18 protein-coding genes are annotated in these 17812 nt (G+C 34.6%); 17 read left to right on the forward strand and 1 reads right to left on the reverse strand.

What is annotated here, in order from left to right; translation table 11 throughout:
• Positions 1-10 precede the first annotated feature (10 nt).
• On the reverse strand, positions 11-976 hold the full coding sequence (locus tag LZQ00_RS13595; RefSeq protein WP_234509825.1) for a PhoH family protein: 966 nt from the start codon (positions 974-976) through the stop codon (positions 11-13).
• 351 nt (positions 977-1327) lie between these two features.
• Here LZQ00_RS13595 and LZQ00_RS13600 point away from each other — a divergent pair, with 351 nt between their 5' ends.
• From LZQ00_RS13600 to LZQ00_RS13680, 17 genes are all read left to right on the forward strand, one after another.
• Positions 1328-2116, forward strand: a complete 789-nt coding sequence (locus tag LZQ00_RS13600) for an S-adenosyl-l-methionine hydroxide adenosyltransferase family protein (protein ID WP_234509826.1) — start codon at positions 1328-1330, stop codon at positions 2114-2116.
• 70 nt (positions 2117-2186) lie between these two features.
• A complete protein-coding gene (locus LZQ00_RS13605; RefSeq protein WP_234509827.1) occupies positions 2187-2711 on the forward strand; it encodes a hypothetical protein in 525 nt (174 codons plus the stop codon).
• A 58-nt stretch (positions 2712-2769) separates the two neighbouring features.
• The gene (locus tag LZQ00_RS13610; RefSeq protein ID WP_234509828.1) at positions 2770-4602 is read left to right on the forward strand and encodes an ABC transporter ATP-binding protein; all 1833 of its coding nucleotides are present in this window, start codon (positions 2770-2772) and stop codon (positions 4600-4602) included.
• 109 nt (positions 4603-4711) lie between these two features.
• Entirely contained in the window at positions 4712-5086 is a 375-nt protein-coding gene (locus LZQ00_RS13615) for a hypothetical protein (protein WP_234509829.1), read from the forward strand.
• Between the two features lie 73 nt (positions 5087-5159).
• The gene (locus LZQ00_RS13620; RefSeq protein WP_234509830.1) at positions 5160-5819 is read left to right on the forward strand and encodes a heme exporter protein CcmB; all 660 of its coding nucleotides are present in this window, start codon (positions 5160-5162) and stop codon (positions 5817-5819) included.
• Positions 5820-5852: 33 nt separating this feature from the next.
• A complete protein-coding gene (gene ccsA / locus LZQ00_RS13625) occupies positions 5853-6518 on the forward strand; it encodes a cytochrome c biogenesis protein CcsA (protein ID WP_234509831.1) in 666 nt (221 codons plus the stop codon).
• A gap of 28 nt (positions 6519-6546) precedes the next feature.
• Positions 6547-6762: a CcmD family protein gene (locus LZQ00_RS13630; RefSeq protein ID WP_234509832.1), complete on the forward strand. Its 216-nt coding sequence runs from the start codon at positions 6547-6549 to the stop codon at positions 6760-6762.
• 125 nt (positions 6763-6887) lie between these two features.
• Positions 6888-7871, forward strand: a complete 984-nt coding sequence (locus LZQ00_RS13635; RefSeq protein ID WP_234509833.1) for a DUF6427 family protein — start codon at positions 6888-6890, stop codon at positions 7869-7871.
• Between the two features lie 226 nt (positions 7872-8097).
• Positions 8098-9423 carry an outer membrane protein transport protein gene (locus LZQ00_RS13640; RefSeq protein ID WP_234509834.1) on the forward strand — a complete coding sequence of 442 codons (1326 nt, stop codon included), beginning with the start codon at positions 8098-8100 and terminating at the stop codon, positions 9421-9423.
• A gap of 13 nt (positions 9424-9436) precedes the next feature.
• On the forward strand, positions 9437-10045 hold the full coding sequence (lptC, locus tag LZQ00_RS13645; RefSeq protein ID WP_234509835.1) for an LPS export ABC transporter periplasmic protein LptC: 609 nt from the start codon (positions 9437-9439) through the stop codon (positions 10043-10045).
• Between the two features lie 159 nt (positions 10046-10204).
• Entirely contained in the window at positions 10205-12313 is a 2109-nt protein-coding gene (locus tag LZQ00_RS13650) for a SurA N-terminal domain-containing protein (RefSeq protein WP_234509836.1), read from the forward strand.
• A gap of 60 nt (positions 12314-12373) precedes the next feature.
• Complete coding sequence (locus LZQ00_RS13655) at positions 12374-12886, forward strand: DUF2480 family protein (RefSeq protein WP_234509837.1); 513 nt, start codon at positions 12374-12376, stop codon at positions 12884-12886.
• 42 nt (positions 12887-12928) lie between these two features.
• A complete protein-coding gene (locus LZQ00_RS13660; protein WP_234509838.1) occupies positions 12929-13714 on the forward strand; it encodes a DUF3108 domain-containing protein in 786 nt (261 codons plus the stop codon).
• An 8-nt stretch (positions 13715-13722) separates the two neighbouring features.
• A complete protein-coding gene (locus LZQ00_RS13665; protein ID WP_234509839.1) occupies positions 13723-14286 on the forward strand; it encodes a DUF3109 family protein in 564 nt (187 codons plus the stop codon).
• Between the two features lie 59 nt (positions 14287-14345).
• Positions 14346-15317 carry a polyprenyl synthetase family protein gene (locus tag LZQ00_RS13670; RefSeq protein ID WP_234509840.1) on the forward strand — a complete coding sequence of 324 codons (972 nt, stop codon included), beginning with the start codon at positions 14346-14348 and terminating at the stop codon, positions 15315-15317.
• 2 nt (positions 15318-15319) lie between these two features.
• Complete coding sequence (locus LZQ00_RS13675; RefSeq protein WP_234509841.1) at positions 15320-16378, forward strand: TerC family protein; 1059 nt, start codon at positions 15320-15322, stop codon at positions 16376-16378.
• Positions 16379-16505: 127 nt separating this feature from the next.
• Positions 16506-17693, forward strand: a complete 1188-nt coding sequence (locus LZQ00_RS13680) for an aminopeptidase C (RefSeq protein ID WP_234509842.1) — start codon at positions 16506-16508, stop codon at positions 17691-17693.
• Positions 17694-17812: the final 119 nt, after the last annotated feature.

A 17812-nucleotide genomic window follows, 5' to 3' on the forward strand; every position in this document is an offset into this window, starting at 1 on the left:
TTATTTACGATTAAATATCTCCGTAGGCTTCCAAGATTCGTTTCACTAATTTGTGACGAACAACATCGGCGCCATTTAAATGAATAATATCAATGCCTTCAATATTATCTAACAGACGAATAGCTGTCGCCAATCCAGATTGGTTTTTCTTTGGCAAATCGATTTGTGTTATGTCGCCTGTCACAATAAATTTTGCAGTAGGTCCCATCCGAGTTAAAAACATCTTCAACTGCATATCTGTTGCATTCTGCGCTTCATCTAAGATCACAAAACAGTTATCTAAAGTACGTCCACGCATAAATGCCAATGGAGCAACTTCAATCGTTCTGTTTTCTAAGTAACCTTTCAATTTTTCTACTGGAATCATATCATCCAAAGCATCGTATAAAGGTCGCAGGTATGGGTCTACTTTCTCTTTCAGATCACCTGGAAGAAAACCTAAATTTTCACCAGCCTCAACAGCTGGGCGTGTTAAAATAATACGTTTTATTTCCTTATTACGTAATGCTCGAACAGCTAGAGCAACTGCAGTATATGTTTTACCTGTACCTGCTGGACCAATAGCAAAAAGAATATCACTTGTATTGATGCTGTCAACCATTTTCCGTTGATTGGGGGTGCGTGCACGGACAACAATTCCATTGGGTCCATATACAATTGGCTCCGAGCCAATTGCTGCGGCTTTATCAGCTAACATCTTTTCTTCTTGAGCAGCAGAGCCAGAACTTGCATGCAGTAGATTTTCTAAATCCATCAACGAAAGTTTGTTGTACTTCTCTAAATGGCTGATAACATCCTCAAAGGATTGTTTAAAAATAGTGAGTTGATTGTCATCTCCCAACACCCTCATTTCATTTCCTCTTGCCACAATTTTCAATTTGGGATATTGTTTTTTAACGAAATCAAAATGTTCATTTTGAGCTCCCCAAAGCATGGCTAGATTGACACCTTCTAATGTAATTAGTAATTCATTCAAATCATTCAATTTAAGGTAAATTTCTTTCTGCGTTGGCAAGATATGATGACTTGCTAACCAATATTCAAAAATACAGTATTAATATGAATTTTGACATTACATTGTAGAATAAAAATAAAAAAAACAAGGCAATTTTAATTTTATATCCATGGATATCAAGATAAAAAAAACAAAGAAGGAATTCTATATTCGAATTCCAAGATTCTATTTAATTTTATCAAAAGACATTGCGTACTTTTGCGTACCTTTTCTTTTTTTTGGATTAAAATTTTCATTACTTTGAAAGTAACATCACAAATCCTAAGAACAAAGAGGGAATTTGACTAGGATATTAAGGGAAATAATTAACGAATGGACGTCATTACATTAACAACAGATTTAGGACATAAAGATTTCTATCAGGCAGCATTAAAGGGTAGCTTGATATCGGAGCTTCCTGATGCTCGTATTGTTGATATTACACATGAAATACCCGCTTTTAATATCCCAAGAGCAGCTTTTGTTTTGGCCAATGCTTATCATTATTTTCCAAAAAACACCGTACATATTATTGGTATCAACACCTTATTTCATGAAGGCTCCCGTTATGTTGCCATGAAATACAATGATCACTTCTTCGTAGGCGCTGATAATGGTATTTTCAGTTTACTTTTAAATGGTGATAAACCTCAAGAGCTCTTCGAACTCAATCTAATTCAAGATCTTCGATATCTTCATTTTCCTTTAGCGGATATTCTAACCAAATCAGCATGTCATATTGCAAAAGGTGGCGCATTAGCTGAAATCGGCGTTGCCATTGATAATACAGTGGAAAAGGTAACTTTACAACCTATTTTTGATCGTGATACGATTCGAGGGAATGTCGTTTACGTCGATGCTTTTGGAAATGCCATCACGAATATCTCCAAAGAGTTATTCAACCGTGTACAAAAAGGTAGAAGTTTTACGTTGTATTTTAAAAGAAATGAGACAATCTCCAATCTTTCTTGGAATTATAACGAAGTGACGGAGGGAGAGAAATTATGTCTGTTCGGGATCAGTAACTTTCTAGAAATCGCGATGAATAAAGCAAATGCAAGTCAGCTGCTTGGTTTATTTGATGATGAATCCCATATCATTAGAATAGAATTCCATAATTAGATACAACCCGACCTACTCTTAAACTTTTTTTATATTTGTTCATGTTATCGTGGATTTAACAAAAGATTATATGAAGTCATTACAACTATTTGCTTTCATCTTATTTTTACTAACAGCTATACCTGCATCTGCTCAAAATACAGATTCTACTTCCTTTGAAGCGCAACGTGTCCGTGTCAATAAACTCATTGAGGACAGAAAAGTAAAATTCGGCGAGTATGATGTGAGCTTAGAAAAGAAAACTGGCATTTTTGGATTGTTCAAGTCTAAAGGTGATATGCAAAAAACAATTGATATTTTAAAAAACATCGTCATCACAGACAATCATATTTTTTTAGAAACTCAAAAGTTGATTCATATCAAGGATGATGAGAAACAGAAATTTCAAAATCTTGCCAATGAGTACGACAAGCAGGTTTCTGCCTATATGGGCACGATTAATAAGCTTCAAAATGAAAATGAAAATTTGAAAAAGGAGCTTGGGAAATTAGAAAATAGTGATCATAGCAGTAATATTTTCTTATATATCGCATTGATTGTGATCGTAATTCTCGGATTTTTACTATTTCGAAGTCAAAAATTTACTAAAGGATGATAAGTGATTGACGAAGAGTCGTTATTTTTGCAAATCTCAATATTAAATTGATGGTGTTATGGCAAGAGGATTTAACAGCGGAAATAAACAAGAAGAAGAACTACCAAAACCGAAACTTAATAAAGAATTATTTAAAAAAGCCTCTCAAATATTTTCATATCTAAAACCATTTAGAATGAAATTTTTGATGGGGATGATTTTTTTAGCTCTTTCTAGTTTGGCGATGCTAACCTTCCCAGCACTTTTAGGTGCCATGATCGATGCTTCTGAAGGGAAGCAGACTTATCCTTGGCTTCCTTCTGATGTGTTCAAAATTGGAGGAATAGCTTTTTCCATATTGACCGTCACTTCTATTCTATCATTTTTTAGAATTCGAATATTTGTAGAAATTGCGGAAAAGTCATTGGCTTGTATTCGTCGCGATTCCTACCAGAAATTGATATCCCTTCCCATGGAATTTTTTGCCAATCGTCGTGTTGGAGAATTGAACAGTAGACTTTCTGCAGATTTGGCTCAGATCCAAGATACCATGACCACTACATTGGCTGAGATTTTAAGGCAATTTATCAGTTTAGGATTTGGGATAGCCTTATTGGTTTTTGTATCTCCAAAACTGGCCTTAATGAATCTGTGTATCTTACCTATTCTGGTGGTTACGGCGATCGTTTTTGGCAAGTTCATCCGTAATCTATCCCGTCAGGCACAAGATAAATTAGCGGCCTCCAATACCATCGTTCAAGAAACATTACAAGGTATCAGCAACGTAAAAGCTTTTGTGAATGAGTACTACGAGACAAGAAGATATTCGAACCAGCTTGATGCTGTCGTTCAGTTAGCTGTCAAAGGTGCTACTTATCGAGGTGCGTTTGCTTCTTTTATTATCTTCTGTATTTTCGGTGCTGTGATTGCGGTTATCTGGTACGGCTCCACACTTGTATTTTTAGGCGAAATGTCTGTTGGGGATCTGACAACTTATATTCTATATTCGATGTTTGTAGCAGGTTCTATGGGCAGTTTCCCAGAGTTATATGCCAATATTCAGCGAGCCTTGGGTGCTAGTGAACGTGTATTAGAAATTCTACAGGAAGAGCCAGAAAACATCAACATTGATGAAAGTTCAAAAGAAATTCGCAAACATTTCCACGGCGATTTAACCTTCAACAACATCTCCTTCTCCTACCCCAGCAGACCTGATATCAAAATTCTGAAAGAAATTACCTTCCATGCAAAAGCAGGAGAGAAAATAGCCATTGTAGGACCTAGTGGAATCGGAAAATCGACAATTGCATCTCTGATCCTCCAGTTCTACAAACCGGATACCGGTGAAATCTTATATGATGGCATGAGTAGTGATGACTACTTATTATCCGATATTAGAAACCAAGTGGCTATTGTTCCCCAAGATGTACTTTTATTTGGCGGTACCATTCGTGAAAATATCGCTTATGGTAAATTGGATGCTGAGGCTGAAGATATCGTCATGGCGTCGAGACGTGCGAATGCACATGACTTCATTATGAATTTCCCTGAAGGATACGATACCCTTGTCGGAGAAAGAGGCGTTAAACTATCTGGGGGACAGCGCCAACGTATCGCTATTGCACGTGCCCTACTGAAAGATCCTGCGATCTTGATATTAGATGAAGCTACATCGTCTTTGGATTCGGAATCAGAAAGATTGGTTCAGTTGGCATTGGAAGAACTCATGAAAGGAAGAACCTCCATCATCATCGCGCATCGATTGTCTACTATTGTAGACTCTGATCAAATTCTCGTCATTGAAAACGGAACTGTATCTGAATCTGGCAATCATATTGAACTGATGAGTAAAGGAAGTGGGTTATACCACCATTTATACTCGCTACAATCAAAACAAAAGGTGCAAATGTGAAAAATTGTTAATTTTCACTACTCTTAAAAACTTTTCTTCTATATAACTGTTTATTTTGGTATTATAGTTGAATATAGAATATAAAGGAAATTTATAAAATTTGTGAGTTATGAAAAATAAAAATGGATTAGTAGCATTCGCGTTATTAGGACTGGCTGCAGGAGCTGCAACATGGTATTTGTTGGGTACAGACGATGGTAAAAAACAATTAAATCGTGCTAATGACGGTATTAAGGAGCTTACTCGTTCTTTAAAAGATGTTTCAAAAAGAGAGGCTAAGAGAGCGAGAAAACTAGCTACTCAAGCTTCTGAGGAGTTACACGCTTTGAAAAACAAAGCAGTAGACGAATTCGGATCTTTAAAAAACAAGGCTAAGGAAGTAGGTAGAGACGCCTTGAATAGTACAAATAGTTCTGCACAAAGATTAGCGAACCACGTGGATGAGGCAGTAGATACTGCAAAAAATAAAGTTGATAATGCATAAGCATTCTTAAATTTTACAGTGTCGTTGCACGATTCATTCCGCGTATTACATTTCATTTGTATCTTTGCGCTGTATGAATTTACTACAACAGGTAAAAACTTTAATCTATAAAGATGCCATCCTGGAATGGCGATCCAAATATGCCATTAACAGCATTTTATTATACGTAATATCTACAGTGTTTGTTTGCTATCAAGCATTCAAATCTGTAGATGCTACGATATGGAATGCGCTTTTTTGGATTATCATGCTTTTCGCATCTGTCAATGCAATTAATAAAAGCTTTATCCAAGAAAGTCAACAACGTCAACTCTATTACTATTCGATTGTCAGCCCCAAAGCAATCATCCTTTCCAAGATAGTTTACAATATGTTTTTAATGGCTTTTTTAGCGATTATTGCGTATGTAACGTATTCGGTCATTTTTAAAAATCCATTGGGTGACCCAGGTCTATATTTATTTGCTGTTATACTAGGAAGCATTAGTTTTGCCTCTGTTTTTACTATGGTATCTGGCATTACGTCAAAAGCCGGGAACAACAGTACCTTGATGGCTATTCTTAGTTTCCCTGTTATCATTCCTTTACTGATTGTGTTGATTGAACTTTCGCGAAATGCCATGTTAGGGATGGATCGCGCAGAAAGTCTCAATGAAATCGTGGTTTTACTTGCAATTAATATCATTACAATCACTGTTTCTTTGTTGTTATTTCCTTACCTTTGGCGTGATTAATCGTAGAATTGAAGTTTTAAAATATTCATAATAATGAGAAAAAGTTGGTGGAAAATTTTGGCAGTAGTCTTACTTTCATTCGTCATCATCGCTGGTTTATTAGGACCAGTACCTGTCTTACCTATTCTTCATGAAACCATCAGAAATGTTTATTTCCATGTCCCGATGTGGTTTGCTATGATTTTCCTATATCTAATTTCTGTTATATATAGTATCAAATATCTCAATACAGGTAAACAAGAATATGACTTTATTGCTGTAGAAGCAGTGAATACGGGTATCACATTCTGTTTTATGGGTTTAGCAACAGGCATGTTATGGGCAAATATTACATGGGGAGATCCATGGCCGAATGATCCAAAATTAAACGGATCAGCGATTGCAACATTAATGTATCTTGCTTATTTAGTATTAAGAAATGCGTTGGAAGAAGAGCAAAAAAGAGCAAAAATATCAGCTGTTTATAATATTTTCGCCTTCCCGATCATGATTGTATTGCTCTATATTCTTCCAAAATTAACAGATTCATTGCACCCAGGTAATGGTGGTAACTCTACTTTCGGAAATTTGGATATGAACAATCAGTTGCGACCCGTATTTTATACGGCCATCATTGGTTGGATCTTAATGGGAACATGGATGTGCTCTTTACGTTATCGCATGCGCTTGATAGAAAACAAGCAAAATGAAATTAATTAATTTTTTGAAAAAGTTATTGATAATTAATATGAAAAAGTTATCCCTTTCTATCGCTTTCATTTTAATGACTACATTAAATATATTTGCACAAAGTGATGTAGATATGGCAACTGGACTAAGAAGTTCAGGCAAAATATATGTCGTTGTTTTGGTGATGTTAGTTCTGTTCTTAGGGGTTGCCGGGTATTTATTTATCCTGGATAGAAAAATAACTAAACTAGAGAAAAAACAGGAACAGAAATAGCATTGGAAACAATAAATTTCCAACAATGCTATCATATCCAAGTATGATGGCATTGTTGGTTTTAACAGCTTTTAATTCGGAATTTAATAGTATTATTGTAGGCAATCACTTCGCAAAGGACAAACATGATTATCAGTCAATTTAGGAAATACACTCCTTTTAACGTCATATTTTTAATTCTAATCGGATTTTTCTTATGTTTTGGAGTATTTATCCATTTGCCTGATCAACTCACGCCCATACTATTTGAACCCGCTTTAAGCAATTTAATAGGGAAAGATGGCATGCATACACTTTCACCACAAATGAATGTGATTGTCACTTTGGCGCTTACTATTATTCAGGCAACGATTTTAAATAGGATCATCAGTCATTTTAATTTATTGGGAAAACCAAGCTTCCTTGTTGCATTGATGTATTTGACATTAGCGAGCTTATTTTTACCTTTTTTAGTGATTTCAACGGCTCTGATCTGTAATTTTATATCCGTTTGGATGCTTAGTAAATTATTAAGTCTCTATCATCGACATGATATCAAAGCTTTAATGTTTGATTTAGGGATGATCGTAGCTATTGGTAGCTTGATCTATTTTCCCTTTATTATCATGTTTCTGCTGCTCTGGATAAGTCTTATTATCTTTAGACCGTTCAATTGGAGAGAATGGATAACCCCTTTACTAGGTTTTGCAACTATCTATTTCATCCTTGCCGTTATTTATCTCTGGTTGGGAAGAATAAAAGAATTCTATGGAATCTGGTTACCATTGACAAACAAATTTCCAAGTACCATCAGCATGGAGCTGCATGACTATTTTGTTCTAATCCCAATCTTATTTACCTTGATTCTATTTTTGTTGGTACTGAAAGATAATTTTTTCAAGAGTGTCGTCCATATTCGAAAATCTTTTCAGCTTTTGTTTTTCATGTTTATTTTTGCATTCGGTTCTTTTTACTGGAACAAACAAATTACGGAAACACATTTTTTGTTATGCGCCCCACCATTGGCGATCTATATGGCGTATTATTTTACTCATGCAAAGAAAAAGTGGATTTTTGAGAGTGTTTATGTCATCATTATTTTAACAATCTTGTACTTTCAGTTTTTCTAAAATTTTAACAATCAGGAGTTTAACCTTTTTTAACAAAATCAACTCTACAAGGTCGCAAAAATTAAATAGTTTTGTATGCTGATAAGATCATCGCAAAATATAAATTGGAACAGATTTTTAACCAATAATATCTATCTTTTTTGACTATTTTTAGAATCTTTGAAACACTTAAAACTTTAAATTACTATTTATATAAATATTAGTTTCGCAACTTTAATCTATAATCATGCAGAAACGCTTTTTAAGCTCCATTACAAATAAAGTACCTCAAGTGTTATTGACTTTAGGCTTATTATACAGCTCGTCGGTAGCATTTGCGCAGAAATCGACGTCTGCATCTCCTTATTCACAGTTTGGCTTCGGTCAAATGCGTGAAGATTTACTCCCTCAACAACGTGCCATGGGTGGATTATCAACTGGAGTTCGTTATTTCGGTTCCGTTTACAATACAAACCCAAGCAATCCTGCTTCTTATTCTGCAGCACAGTTTAGTACTTTCGATGCTGGCTTGTATGGTAACTTTACACAATTAAGCAATACCAGTAAAACAGATAATACCGCTGATTTTGCTTTCAGCCACATTACCATGACGTTTCCTATGAAAAAAGCTGGAGGTATTAGTTTAGGTCTTTTACCTTACTCTGATTTAGGATACAATTCCAATAGTGTTCAAAAATTAGATTCTATCAATTTTAGAAAAGTATTTACTGGAGAAGGTGGTTTGACAAAAGCTTATTTTGGTTATGGTGTTAATGTAACGAAGAATATCAGTGTTGGAGCTAATATTGCTTACCTATTTGGAACTTTAAATGATTTTAGAAAAACAGAATTCCCTTACAACTACGGAGCGTTGAATGTTCAACAACAAGACAAACGTGAAATTCAGGGATTAAGTTTTGATTATGGAGCACAATACTATCAGCCCATCAATAAAGAGTACGCATTGACAGTAGGATATTCTGGATCACTTAATAATACCATTCACGATCGGACCACGTCTTATACCACTCGTGTACAACCAGCAGTTACAGAAGAAGATTCTAACATTGCATTAGATACGGTATTTAGTACAGATCGTGTAAGAAGAGATTTAAATCTTCCACTCAAACACAATATAGGTATCACATTTGCTAAAACCAATCGTTGGATGGTAGGTGCTGAATTTAAATATGCAGATTGGTCTAAATTTCAAGTGAGAAAGGGAGAAGAAAATCTGAAAACAAATTATGGTTTTGCTATTGGTGGGCAAATCACACCTGATCCTACATCGTCTAAATATACAAAGCTTGTTGATTACCGCTTAGGTTTCCGTTATAACAAAACGCAATATTTTATTAATAAACAAGATATTAATGATATGGCAATTACTTTTGGTGTTGGTCTACCTTTAGCAAGAAACCCTTATTCAGGTGCTTTTTCAAAAGTGAATATTTCTGCTGAATTGGGACAGATGGGTACGCTAAACAATAATTTAATCAGAGAACGATATGTGAATTTGAATGTTGGTTTTACATTGAACGACCGCTGGTTTAGAAAAAGTCAAATTGATTAATAGTAAACGACATATGGCAACCCATTCAATTGCCACAAAACAAGCTTACACATTGCCACTAATGCTTCTCTTTGCATTAGTGGCAATATTCTTTACTGCTTGTGAACCCGATTTAAAAGAAGTCGATCGGATCGCTAATATGAAAAAGGAAGAAGCGGTGGATATTTCTCGCCAAGTGACGGTTATTTACAGTGATTCCACTATTGTAAAAGCAGAAATGAGCGCCCCAGAAATGCGCATCAAACATGATAGTACACAGGTATATGAATTTCCAAAGGGTATAAAGATTATATTTTACGACAAAAACGTCAAGGAAACACAAAGAATCACATCCGATTATGCCATTCAGCATGAAGCAAACAAAACGACTACCTTCAAAAAGAATGTTATCGTTACCATGGCTGATGGATCAATCATCAAAACAGAAGAAATCGTGTATGATGAAGGAAAAGAATCTTTCTACAATCAAGTACCTATAACCGCCTATTTCAAAGACAATAGAGGGAATTTACAAGGCTCTTCCTTTACTTCTGATAAGGACTTCAAGAAAATTAATATTCAAAATTCTACTGGTGTCATGATTATAAAAGATAATAGCATGTTCCCAACTTTTGGGCAATAAAATCCGTCCGAAACAAATTTCAAGTAAATAAGTTTGTCTTAATTAGAAATTATTACTCTTTTTTTTATAAAAATTGTATCTTGCACCGCATTTAGGCATACTATTGCTTGGATTAAGATATATTAAGTATTTAAACAATATAAACACAATAAACAGACTATGGGATTAATGAGCTTTTTGCGCAACCGAGCTGGTTACATTTTAACTGGAGCTATGGCTGTCGCAATTCTAGCATTTTTATTAGGAGATGTTGTCAAATCTGGAACTCCGTTTTGGGCTAAAAACCAAAATCGCGTAGGAGAAATAAATGGAGAAAAAATTGATTATCAAGAATTCAATCAACAAGTTGATCAAACAGCAGAGATGTTTAAACAACAAATGGGTGGTGGTAATTTGACTCCTCAAATGAAATCATATGCTGTTCAACAGGTATGGAATCAATTATTGCAAAAAGAAATCCTAAAAGGTGAAATTGAAAAAATCGGTTTAGATGTAAGTAAAAATGAATTAAATGATTTAGTGACAGGAAAAAATCCTTCCAATCAAATTGTTCAAGCTTTTTCAAACCCACAAACTGGACAATTTGATCGTAATCAATTGTTAACATTCATTTCTCAAGTAAATACATCTGGAAATGCACAAGCTGCTCAACAATGGGAAATGTTGTTAGCTGCTGTAAAAGAAGAACGTTTAAACAGTAAATATTCAAGTTTATTAAACAATAGTGTTTATGTTACGTCTTTAGAGGCTAATGATGAATATCAACAACGCAATAAATTGGCTAATTTCAATTACTTGTTGTTGGATTATGCTAGTGTTAAAGATAATGAAATCAAAGTTACTGATGCTGATTATCAAGCCTACTACGATGAGCATAAAAACTCCTTTAAAAACCAAGAAGAAACACGCTCTATTGAGTATGCTGTCGTAGACGCTCGTCCAACAGCAAAAGATATCAACTTTGCAAAAGAAACGATCAACAAGTTAAAAACAGAATTGGCAACTGCTGCAAATGATTCGTTATTTGCATCTATCAATTCAGACAACAAATATCCTTATGCTTTTGTGAAGAAAGGTCAACTGAGCCCTGCTTTAGATTCTGTTGTTTTCAACGCTCCTGCAGGAAGTATTGTTGGTCCATTTGAATCGAATGGTACACTTGAAATTGCTAAGGTAGTACAAACTACTGTGGGACCTGATTCTGTAAAAGCAAGCCATATCTTATTAAACCCTACTGCTGAAGGTGGTGTTCAAAAGGCATTAGCAAAAGCGGATTCAATCAAAGGTTTATTAGCTAAAGGAGAAAAATTCTCTACTTTGGCTGTTCAATTTAGCACAGATGAAGCGAGTAAAGTAAATGGTGGTGAACTTGGTACTTTGACTCGTGGACGTATGCCTGCCGTTATTGAAGATGCTATTTTCAATAGTAAAACTGGCGATATCAAAATTGTAGAATCTCAATATGGTGTTCAGATCATTAAAATTGAAAATTCAATTGGTTCTACGAAATACGTAAAAGCGGCCATTGTCGACAAAGCAATTATCAGCGGTAAAGAAACATTAAACAATGCACATAGTAAAGCGAATGCATTCTTAACGGTTGCTACTGCACAAAACTTTGCGCAAGAAGCTCAGAAGTTAGGATTAAAAACGACTACTGCTAGTCGTGTATTAGCAATGGATAATACATTAGATGGAAACGAGGCACCAAGAGAATTGATCAAATGGGCTTTCGACGCGAAAAAAGGTGATATCTCGGATCGCGTTTTTGAAACGGAGCAATCTTATATTTTAGCTCGTCTAGTGGATGTGCAACCTAAAGGTATCGTGCCATTGGAAAGTATTAAAAAAGATATCGAAGTTGCTGTTAAGAATACCGTAAAAGCAAAACTTCTGAAAGAGAAAATGAATGCAGCTTTAAGCGGTGCTTCTTCTCTAGCTCAAGTAGGTCAAAAATTAGGTAAAACACCTGTAGCTGTTGAAAATATTGTATTGGCGAACCCTGTTATTCCAGGTGTTTCTCAAGAAAACAAAGTTGTAGGTACTGTATTTGGATTACAACCAAATAAACCATCGAAAGCAATTGAAGGAACACAAGGTATTTTTGCCGTTCAGGTTAATGCATTTGTTAATCCTGCTGCAATTCCTGATTTAAACGAACAGAAAAAACAAATTTTAGCGAGTAAAACGCAACGTGCTTGGGCGTCGATTTTTAGAGCATTACAAGATAAAGCGGAAATCACTGACAATCGTGTGAAATTCTTTTAGAATATTTTTAGTTAACTTTGTAGCCGGACGATAGCTCGTCCGGCTTTTTTATTATTAGATATGGATATTCAAACTGACATTGTTAATAAAGTTGCTCAAAGTGGTATCATCACCATCGATTTAGCTAAATTCAAACCTACTGGTGAATTTGTCCAATATGATATTAAGGATAATCTTTTTCATGGATTGATTTTAAAGGAGAAGGATTTTAGAGATTTTATCAAGGAACATGACTGGTCTCAATATACAGGTAAACATGTAGCGATTACTTGTTCATCAGATGCTATTGTACAAACATGGGCTTATATGCTTTTAGCAACCAAATTAGAGCCTTTTGCGACGACTGTTGTGTTTGGTGATTTGGATGAATTAGAGCGCATATTATTTGCACAGGCTATCGCTCAAGTCGATATGTCGCCATATACAGATCAGCGGATAGTTGTAAAAGGTTGTGGTGATATTAAAGTACCTGAATCTGCTTTTGTACAGTTTTCCTTCCAATTAGCAAAAGTTGCTAAAAGCATTATGTACGGCGAACCGTGTTCTACCGTTCCTGTATTTAAACGGAAATAGTTCCATTCGTATTTCCAAAATTATTTTTGTATTCTTACGTATATGAAAAAGCTAGTCACTTTAACACTATTATTATTCAGTTTATTTAGTCAAGTATTTGCTCAAGAGCTTCCTCACCTGAAAGAATCAGCTTTTAAAGGTGGAGAAAAATTACAATATAAATTGAAATACGGGTTTCTATCTGCAGCAACAGGTTTATTAACAGTCACAGATACCAAATCAGGATCAGGCACTCCAGCATTTAGATTATATGCAACAGGGAAAACCGCTGGTGCATTTGCCATTTATACTGTAAAAAACGAATATAACTCTTACATTGATGGAAAAAGTTATTTGCCTTATTACTATACGGAGAATATTAGAGAAGGTGGCTATAGACGTAATGATAAGGTAACTTTTGATCAAAAAAATAAAGCGGTAAGTGGAAATAAAGGTAATTTTAAAAGTACCGTTTCTCAAACATTTGATTTACTATCTGCTTATTATTTTGCTAGAAACTTAGACTTGTCATCCGTAAAAGAGGGACAATCTTTTAAATTAACGTATTTCTTAAATGACGAAATCGCCACTTTAGGAATAAAATATATTGGTATCGAAACCATTGAAACAGAATTAGGATCTTTACAATGCCTAAAATTTAGTCCTGAAATCAAACCAGGTAGAATTTTCAAAAAGAATAGTAAGTTGTATCTTTGGGTAACCAATGATGGGAATCGTATTCCTGTAAAAGCGAATGTTGACATTTTAATTGGATCTGTCACATTAGAGCTTCTCCAAGCCGATGGCTTGAAGTATAAACTCGGACAACGAGTGAGCTATTCAAAATAATTAATATCATGATAGAAGTAGGAAATGTATTAGTGCACGAGGATTTGATCAACAATGACTTCGTATGCAATCTTTCCAAATGCAAAGGCATTTGTTGTATAGAGGGGGATTCCGGCGCTCCATTGAAACAAAATGAGCTGGGAATACTTGCGGAAATATATCCAAAGGTGAAACCTTATATGACAGCTAAAGGTATAGAAGCGATAGAACAACAAGGCACCCATGTCATCGATCTGGATGGTGATCTTACCACTCCGTGTGTAGATGGCAACAAAGAGTGTGCCTATGTCACTTGGGAAAACGGAATCACAAAATGTGCGATAGAGAAGGCTTATGAATTAGGTGATATCAACTGGAAAAAACCTATTTCCTGTCACCTATACCCTATCCGCACAACGAACTACCCTGAATTTGATGTCCTTCATTATGATCGATGGCACATCTGTAAAGATGCTTGTACTTTTGGCAAAGAATTACAAGTCCCTGTTTACAAATTCTTAAAAGATCCATTAATCCGCGAATACGGAGAAGAATGGTATCACAAACTAGAAGACACAATAGATTCATTATAATCTATTTCTTATATTTATAGACATTTTAAGAAGATAATAGTGGTTTTCAACCATCTTCCATGCTAAAATTAAAAGATATACAACGCCCCATCATAAAGGAATTAGCAACTTTTGAAACTGAATTTAAAGCTTCAATGAAAAGCTCCATTCCTTTGTTAGACCGTATTACAGGTTATATTGTCAAAACTAAAGGAAAACAGATGCGTCCGATGTTTGTTTTCTTTTCAGCAGGACTCTGTAATGGTATCAACGAATCAACTTATCGAGGAGCGTCTCTTGTAGAATTACTCCATACCGCATCATTGGTACATGATGATGTGGTAGACAATGCCAATGAACGAAGAGGTTTCTTTTCTGTGAATGCCATTTGGAAAAATAAGGTATCTGTATTAGTTGGCGATTTTTTACTTTCCAAAGGTTTACTGCTTTCCGTTAAACACCATGATTATCATTTACTGAAAATAGTATCAGAAGCAGTGGAACAAATGAGTGAGGGGGAATTATTGCAGATTGAAAAAGCGAGAAAACTGGATATTGAGGAATCGATCTATTTCGAGGTTATTCGACAAAAAACAGCTTCATTGATCGCTTCATGTTGTGCCTGTGGCGCTGCTTCTTCTGGAGCAAATGAAGAGACAGTAAAGAAATTGCACACATTTGGTGAAAAAATAGGAATTGCATTTCAAATAAAAGATGATTTATTTGATTTCGGTCTTGACGATGTAGGTAAACCACTTGGTAATGATATTAAGGAGAAAAAAATGACATTACCACTTATTTATGCTTTAAGTCAAACCGACAAAGCAGAAAAAAGAAGGATCATCAATCTCGTAAAAAACCATAGTGAGGATAACAAAAAAGTAGCGGAAGTCATTGCATTTGTTAGACAAAGTGGTGGGTTGCAATATGCAACAGAGAAAATGTTAGATTACCAAAAAGATGCGTTTAAAATATTAGATGAATTTCCTGATAACGAATATAAAACAGGATTATTAGAACTTGTCAAATTTACAACTGAAAGAAAAAAATAGAAATGAGTCACGAAATTATGTTTTTTGGAGGATTTTTAATCTTCATTATTTTAATGCTAGCCATAGATTTAGGCGTTTTTGCAAAAGGAGACAAAAATATCTCACTGAAAAGTGCCGCAATTATGAGTCTTATTTGGGTATTATTAGCGTTAGGTTTTTATTGGATCCTTCGTCATTATGGACACGAATTACATAATATTCAAGATTTAAATCACTTACAACAAATCATTAAAGCACATGTACACGATGTGAAAATAATTCCTGGTGATCTTGAAGGAAGTATCGCTTTATACAACAATAACCTCGCTTTGGAATTTATTACAGGTTATGTCGTTGAGTATGCCTTATCCGTCGATAATATCTTCGTCATGGTGCTATTATTTTCTTCTTTTGGCATTCCAGAGCGTTACTACCATAAAGTATTGGTATGGGGAGTAATTGGTGCTGTTTTGATGCGTTTTATTTTCATTTTCTTAGGTGCTGCGCTGATTACTAAATTTGGATGGATTCTGTACATCTTTGGTGGGTTTTTATTGATTACAGGAGTAAAAATGTTTATCAATAGAAATCACGAAGAAGAAGTAGATCCACAGAATCACCCTGTTGTAAAATTTGCCTCTAAATACTTTAAAGTGACGCCAAAATTAGATGGAGGACATTTCTTCCACATTGAAAATGGCGTCAAATATATGACTCCTTTATTTTTGGTACTATTAGTAATTGAATTTACAGATTTAATCTTTGCTGTAGATTCAATTCCTGCGATCTTCTCTGTAACGAAAGATGCTTATATCGTATTTTTCTCAAACATCTTTGCGATACTGGGTTTACGTTCGATGTTCTTCTTATTGGTCAATATTATTCACAAATTCCACTATTTAAAAGTTGGATTAGCCTTTTTATTGATTTTCATAGGTTTGAAAATGTTATTACACCATTGGTTAGTGGAATTTGGATTCTCGACGTCACATTCATTGATTGTCATCGTCAGCATATTAGCAATTAGCGTTATCGCATCTTTAATGTTTCCAAAAAAGGAAGATCTAAACTTAGAAAATTAACAAACGGGGCTTAAAAGCCCCGTTTTTGTATATGCACAATTTTATTACAATCAAATATTAAGTTTAGCACGATGTTAATTAAATTTATTTTTAATTTAGCAACATAAAATCATTAATTTTTTAGCAAATGAATTGGAATAAGTCACTGGTATTAGCAGCATCATTATTTGTTGCTTCTTTACAAGTATCACAGGCACAGGATAATTTAATCAACGCCTTAAAAACAAATCAAAACGATAACAGTAAAGATGGCTTCACATTTACTGAGGTTATCAATTTAAAAAATACTTCCATCAAAAACCAAGGTTCTTCGGGTACATGTTGGTCATACTCTGGGAATTCTTTTTTAGAATCAGAAATGATTAGAATGGGAAAAGAACCTGTTGAAATTTCACAAATTTACTCCGCTCGTAATACGTATTTAGATAAAGCTAAAAACTATGTTCGTTTACATGGTGGTTTATCTTTAGGTGAAGGTGGTCAATTTCATGATGTATTAAATGCTTTCCGTAAATACGGGGCATTACCACAAACAGAATATACTGGTTTACATTATGGATCAGATAAAAATAACTTTGGTGAGATGACTACGATGTTGGATGGCATGTTAGCTTCTTTTACGAAGAGCAAAACGTTAACTCCAAATTGGGAAAAAGCATATGCTGCTGCAATGGATGCTTATTTAGGAGATGTTCCTGCGAACTTCCAATACAAAGGTAAAAGCTATACACCACGTACTTTTGCGGATCAAGTGATTGGTATCAATCCAGACGATTATGTACCGATTGCTTCTGTAACGGATCACCCTTATTACAACAAATTCGTGCTATTGATCCCTGACAACTGGTCGTTTGATAATTTCTATAATGTACAAATCAATGATTTGACTGATATTATTGACAACGCTTTAAATAAAGGATTTACTGTTGCTTGGGCGACCGATGTATCTGAAAAAAGTTTTAGCTGGAAAAATGGTGTGGCTTATGTGCCGACAAAACCTTTTGAGGAAATGACTCCAAAAGAACAACAAGAAATGTTTGTAGGTCCAAAACCAGAAGCTAAAATTACCGCTGAAGAAAGACAAAAGGCTTTTGATAACTACCAAACAACTGATGATCATGGTATGCACATTGTTGGTTTAGTAAAAGATCAAAATGGTAAAGAATACTATATCGTTAAAAACTCTTGGGGAGTATCTAACGATTATAAAGGGTATTTATATGTAACTAAAGAATTTGTTCGTTACAAAACAACTTCTTTGTTAGTACATAAAGATGGTATTCAAAAAGATTTAAAGTCTAAATTGAAGATCTAATCGCACATAAATAATGATTAACGAATAGGTTACAGAAATAAATTTCTGTAACCTATTTTTTTACAATTTTATTACATAACTTTAGTAGACAAGGGAAATCCAATTAAAAACTTTATTTA

This window comes from Sphingobacterium sp. SRCM116780 (assembly GCF_021442025.1).
In the GTDB taxonomy this organism is placed as follows: Bacteria; Bacteroidota; Bacteroidia; order Sphingobacteriales; family Sphingobacteriaceae; genus Sphingobacterium.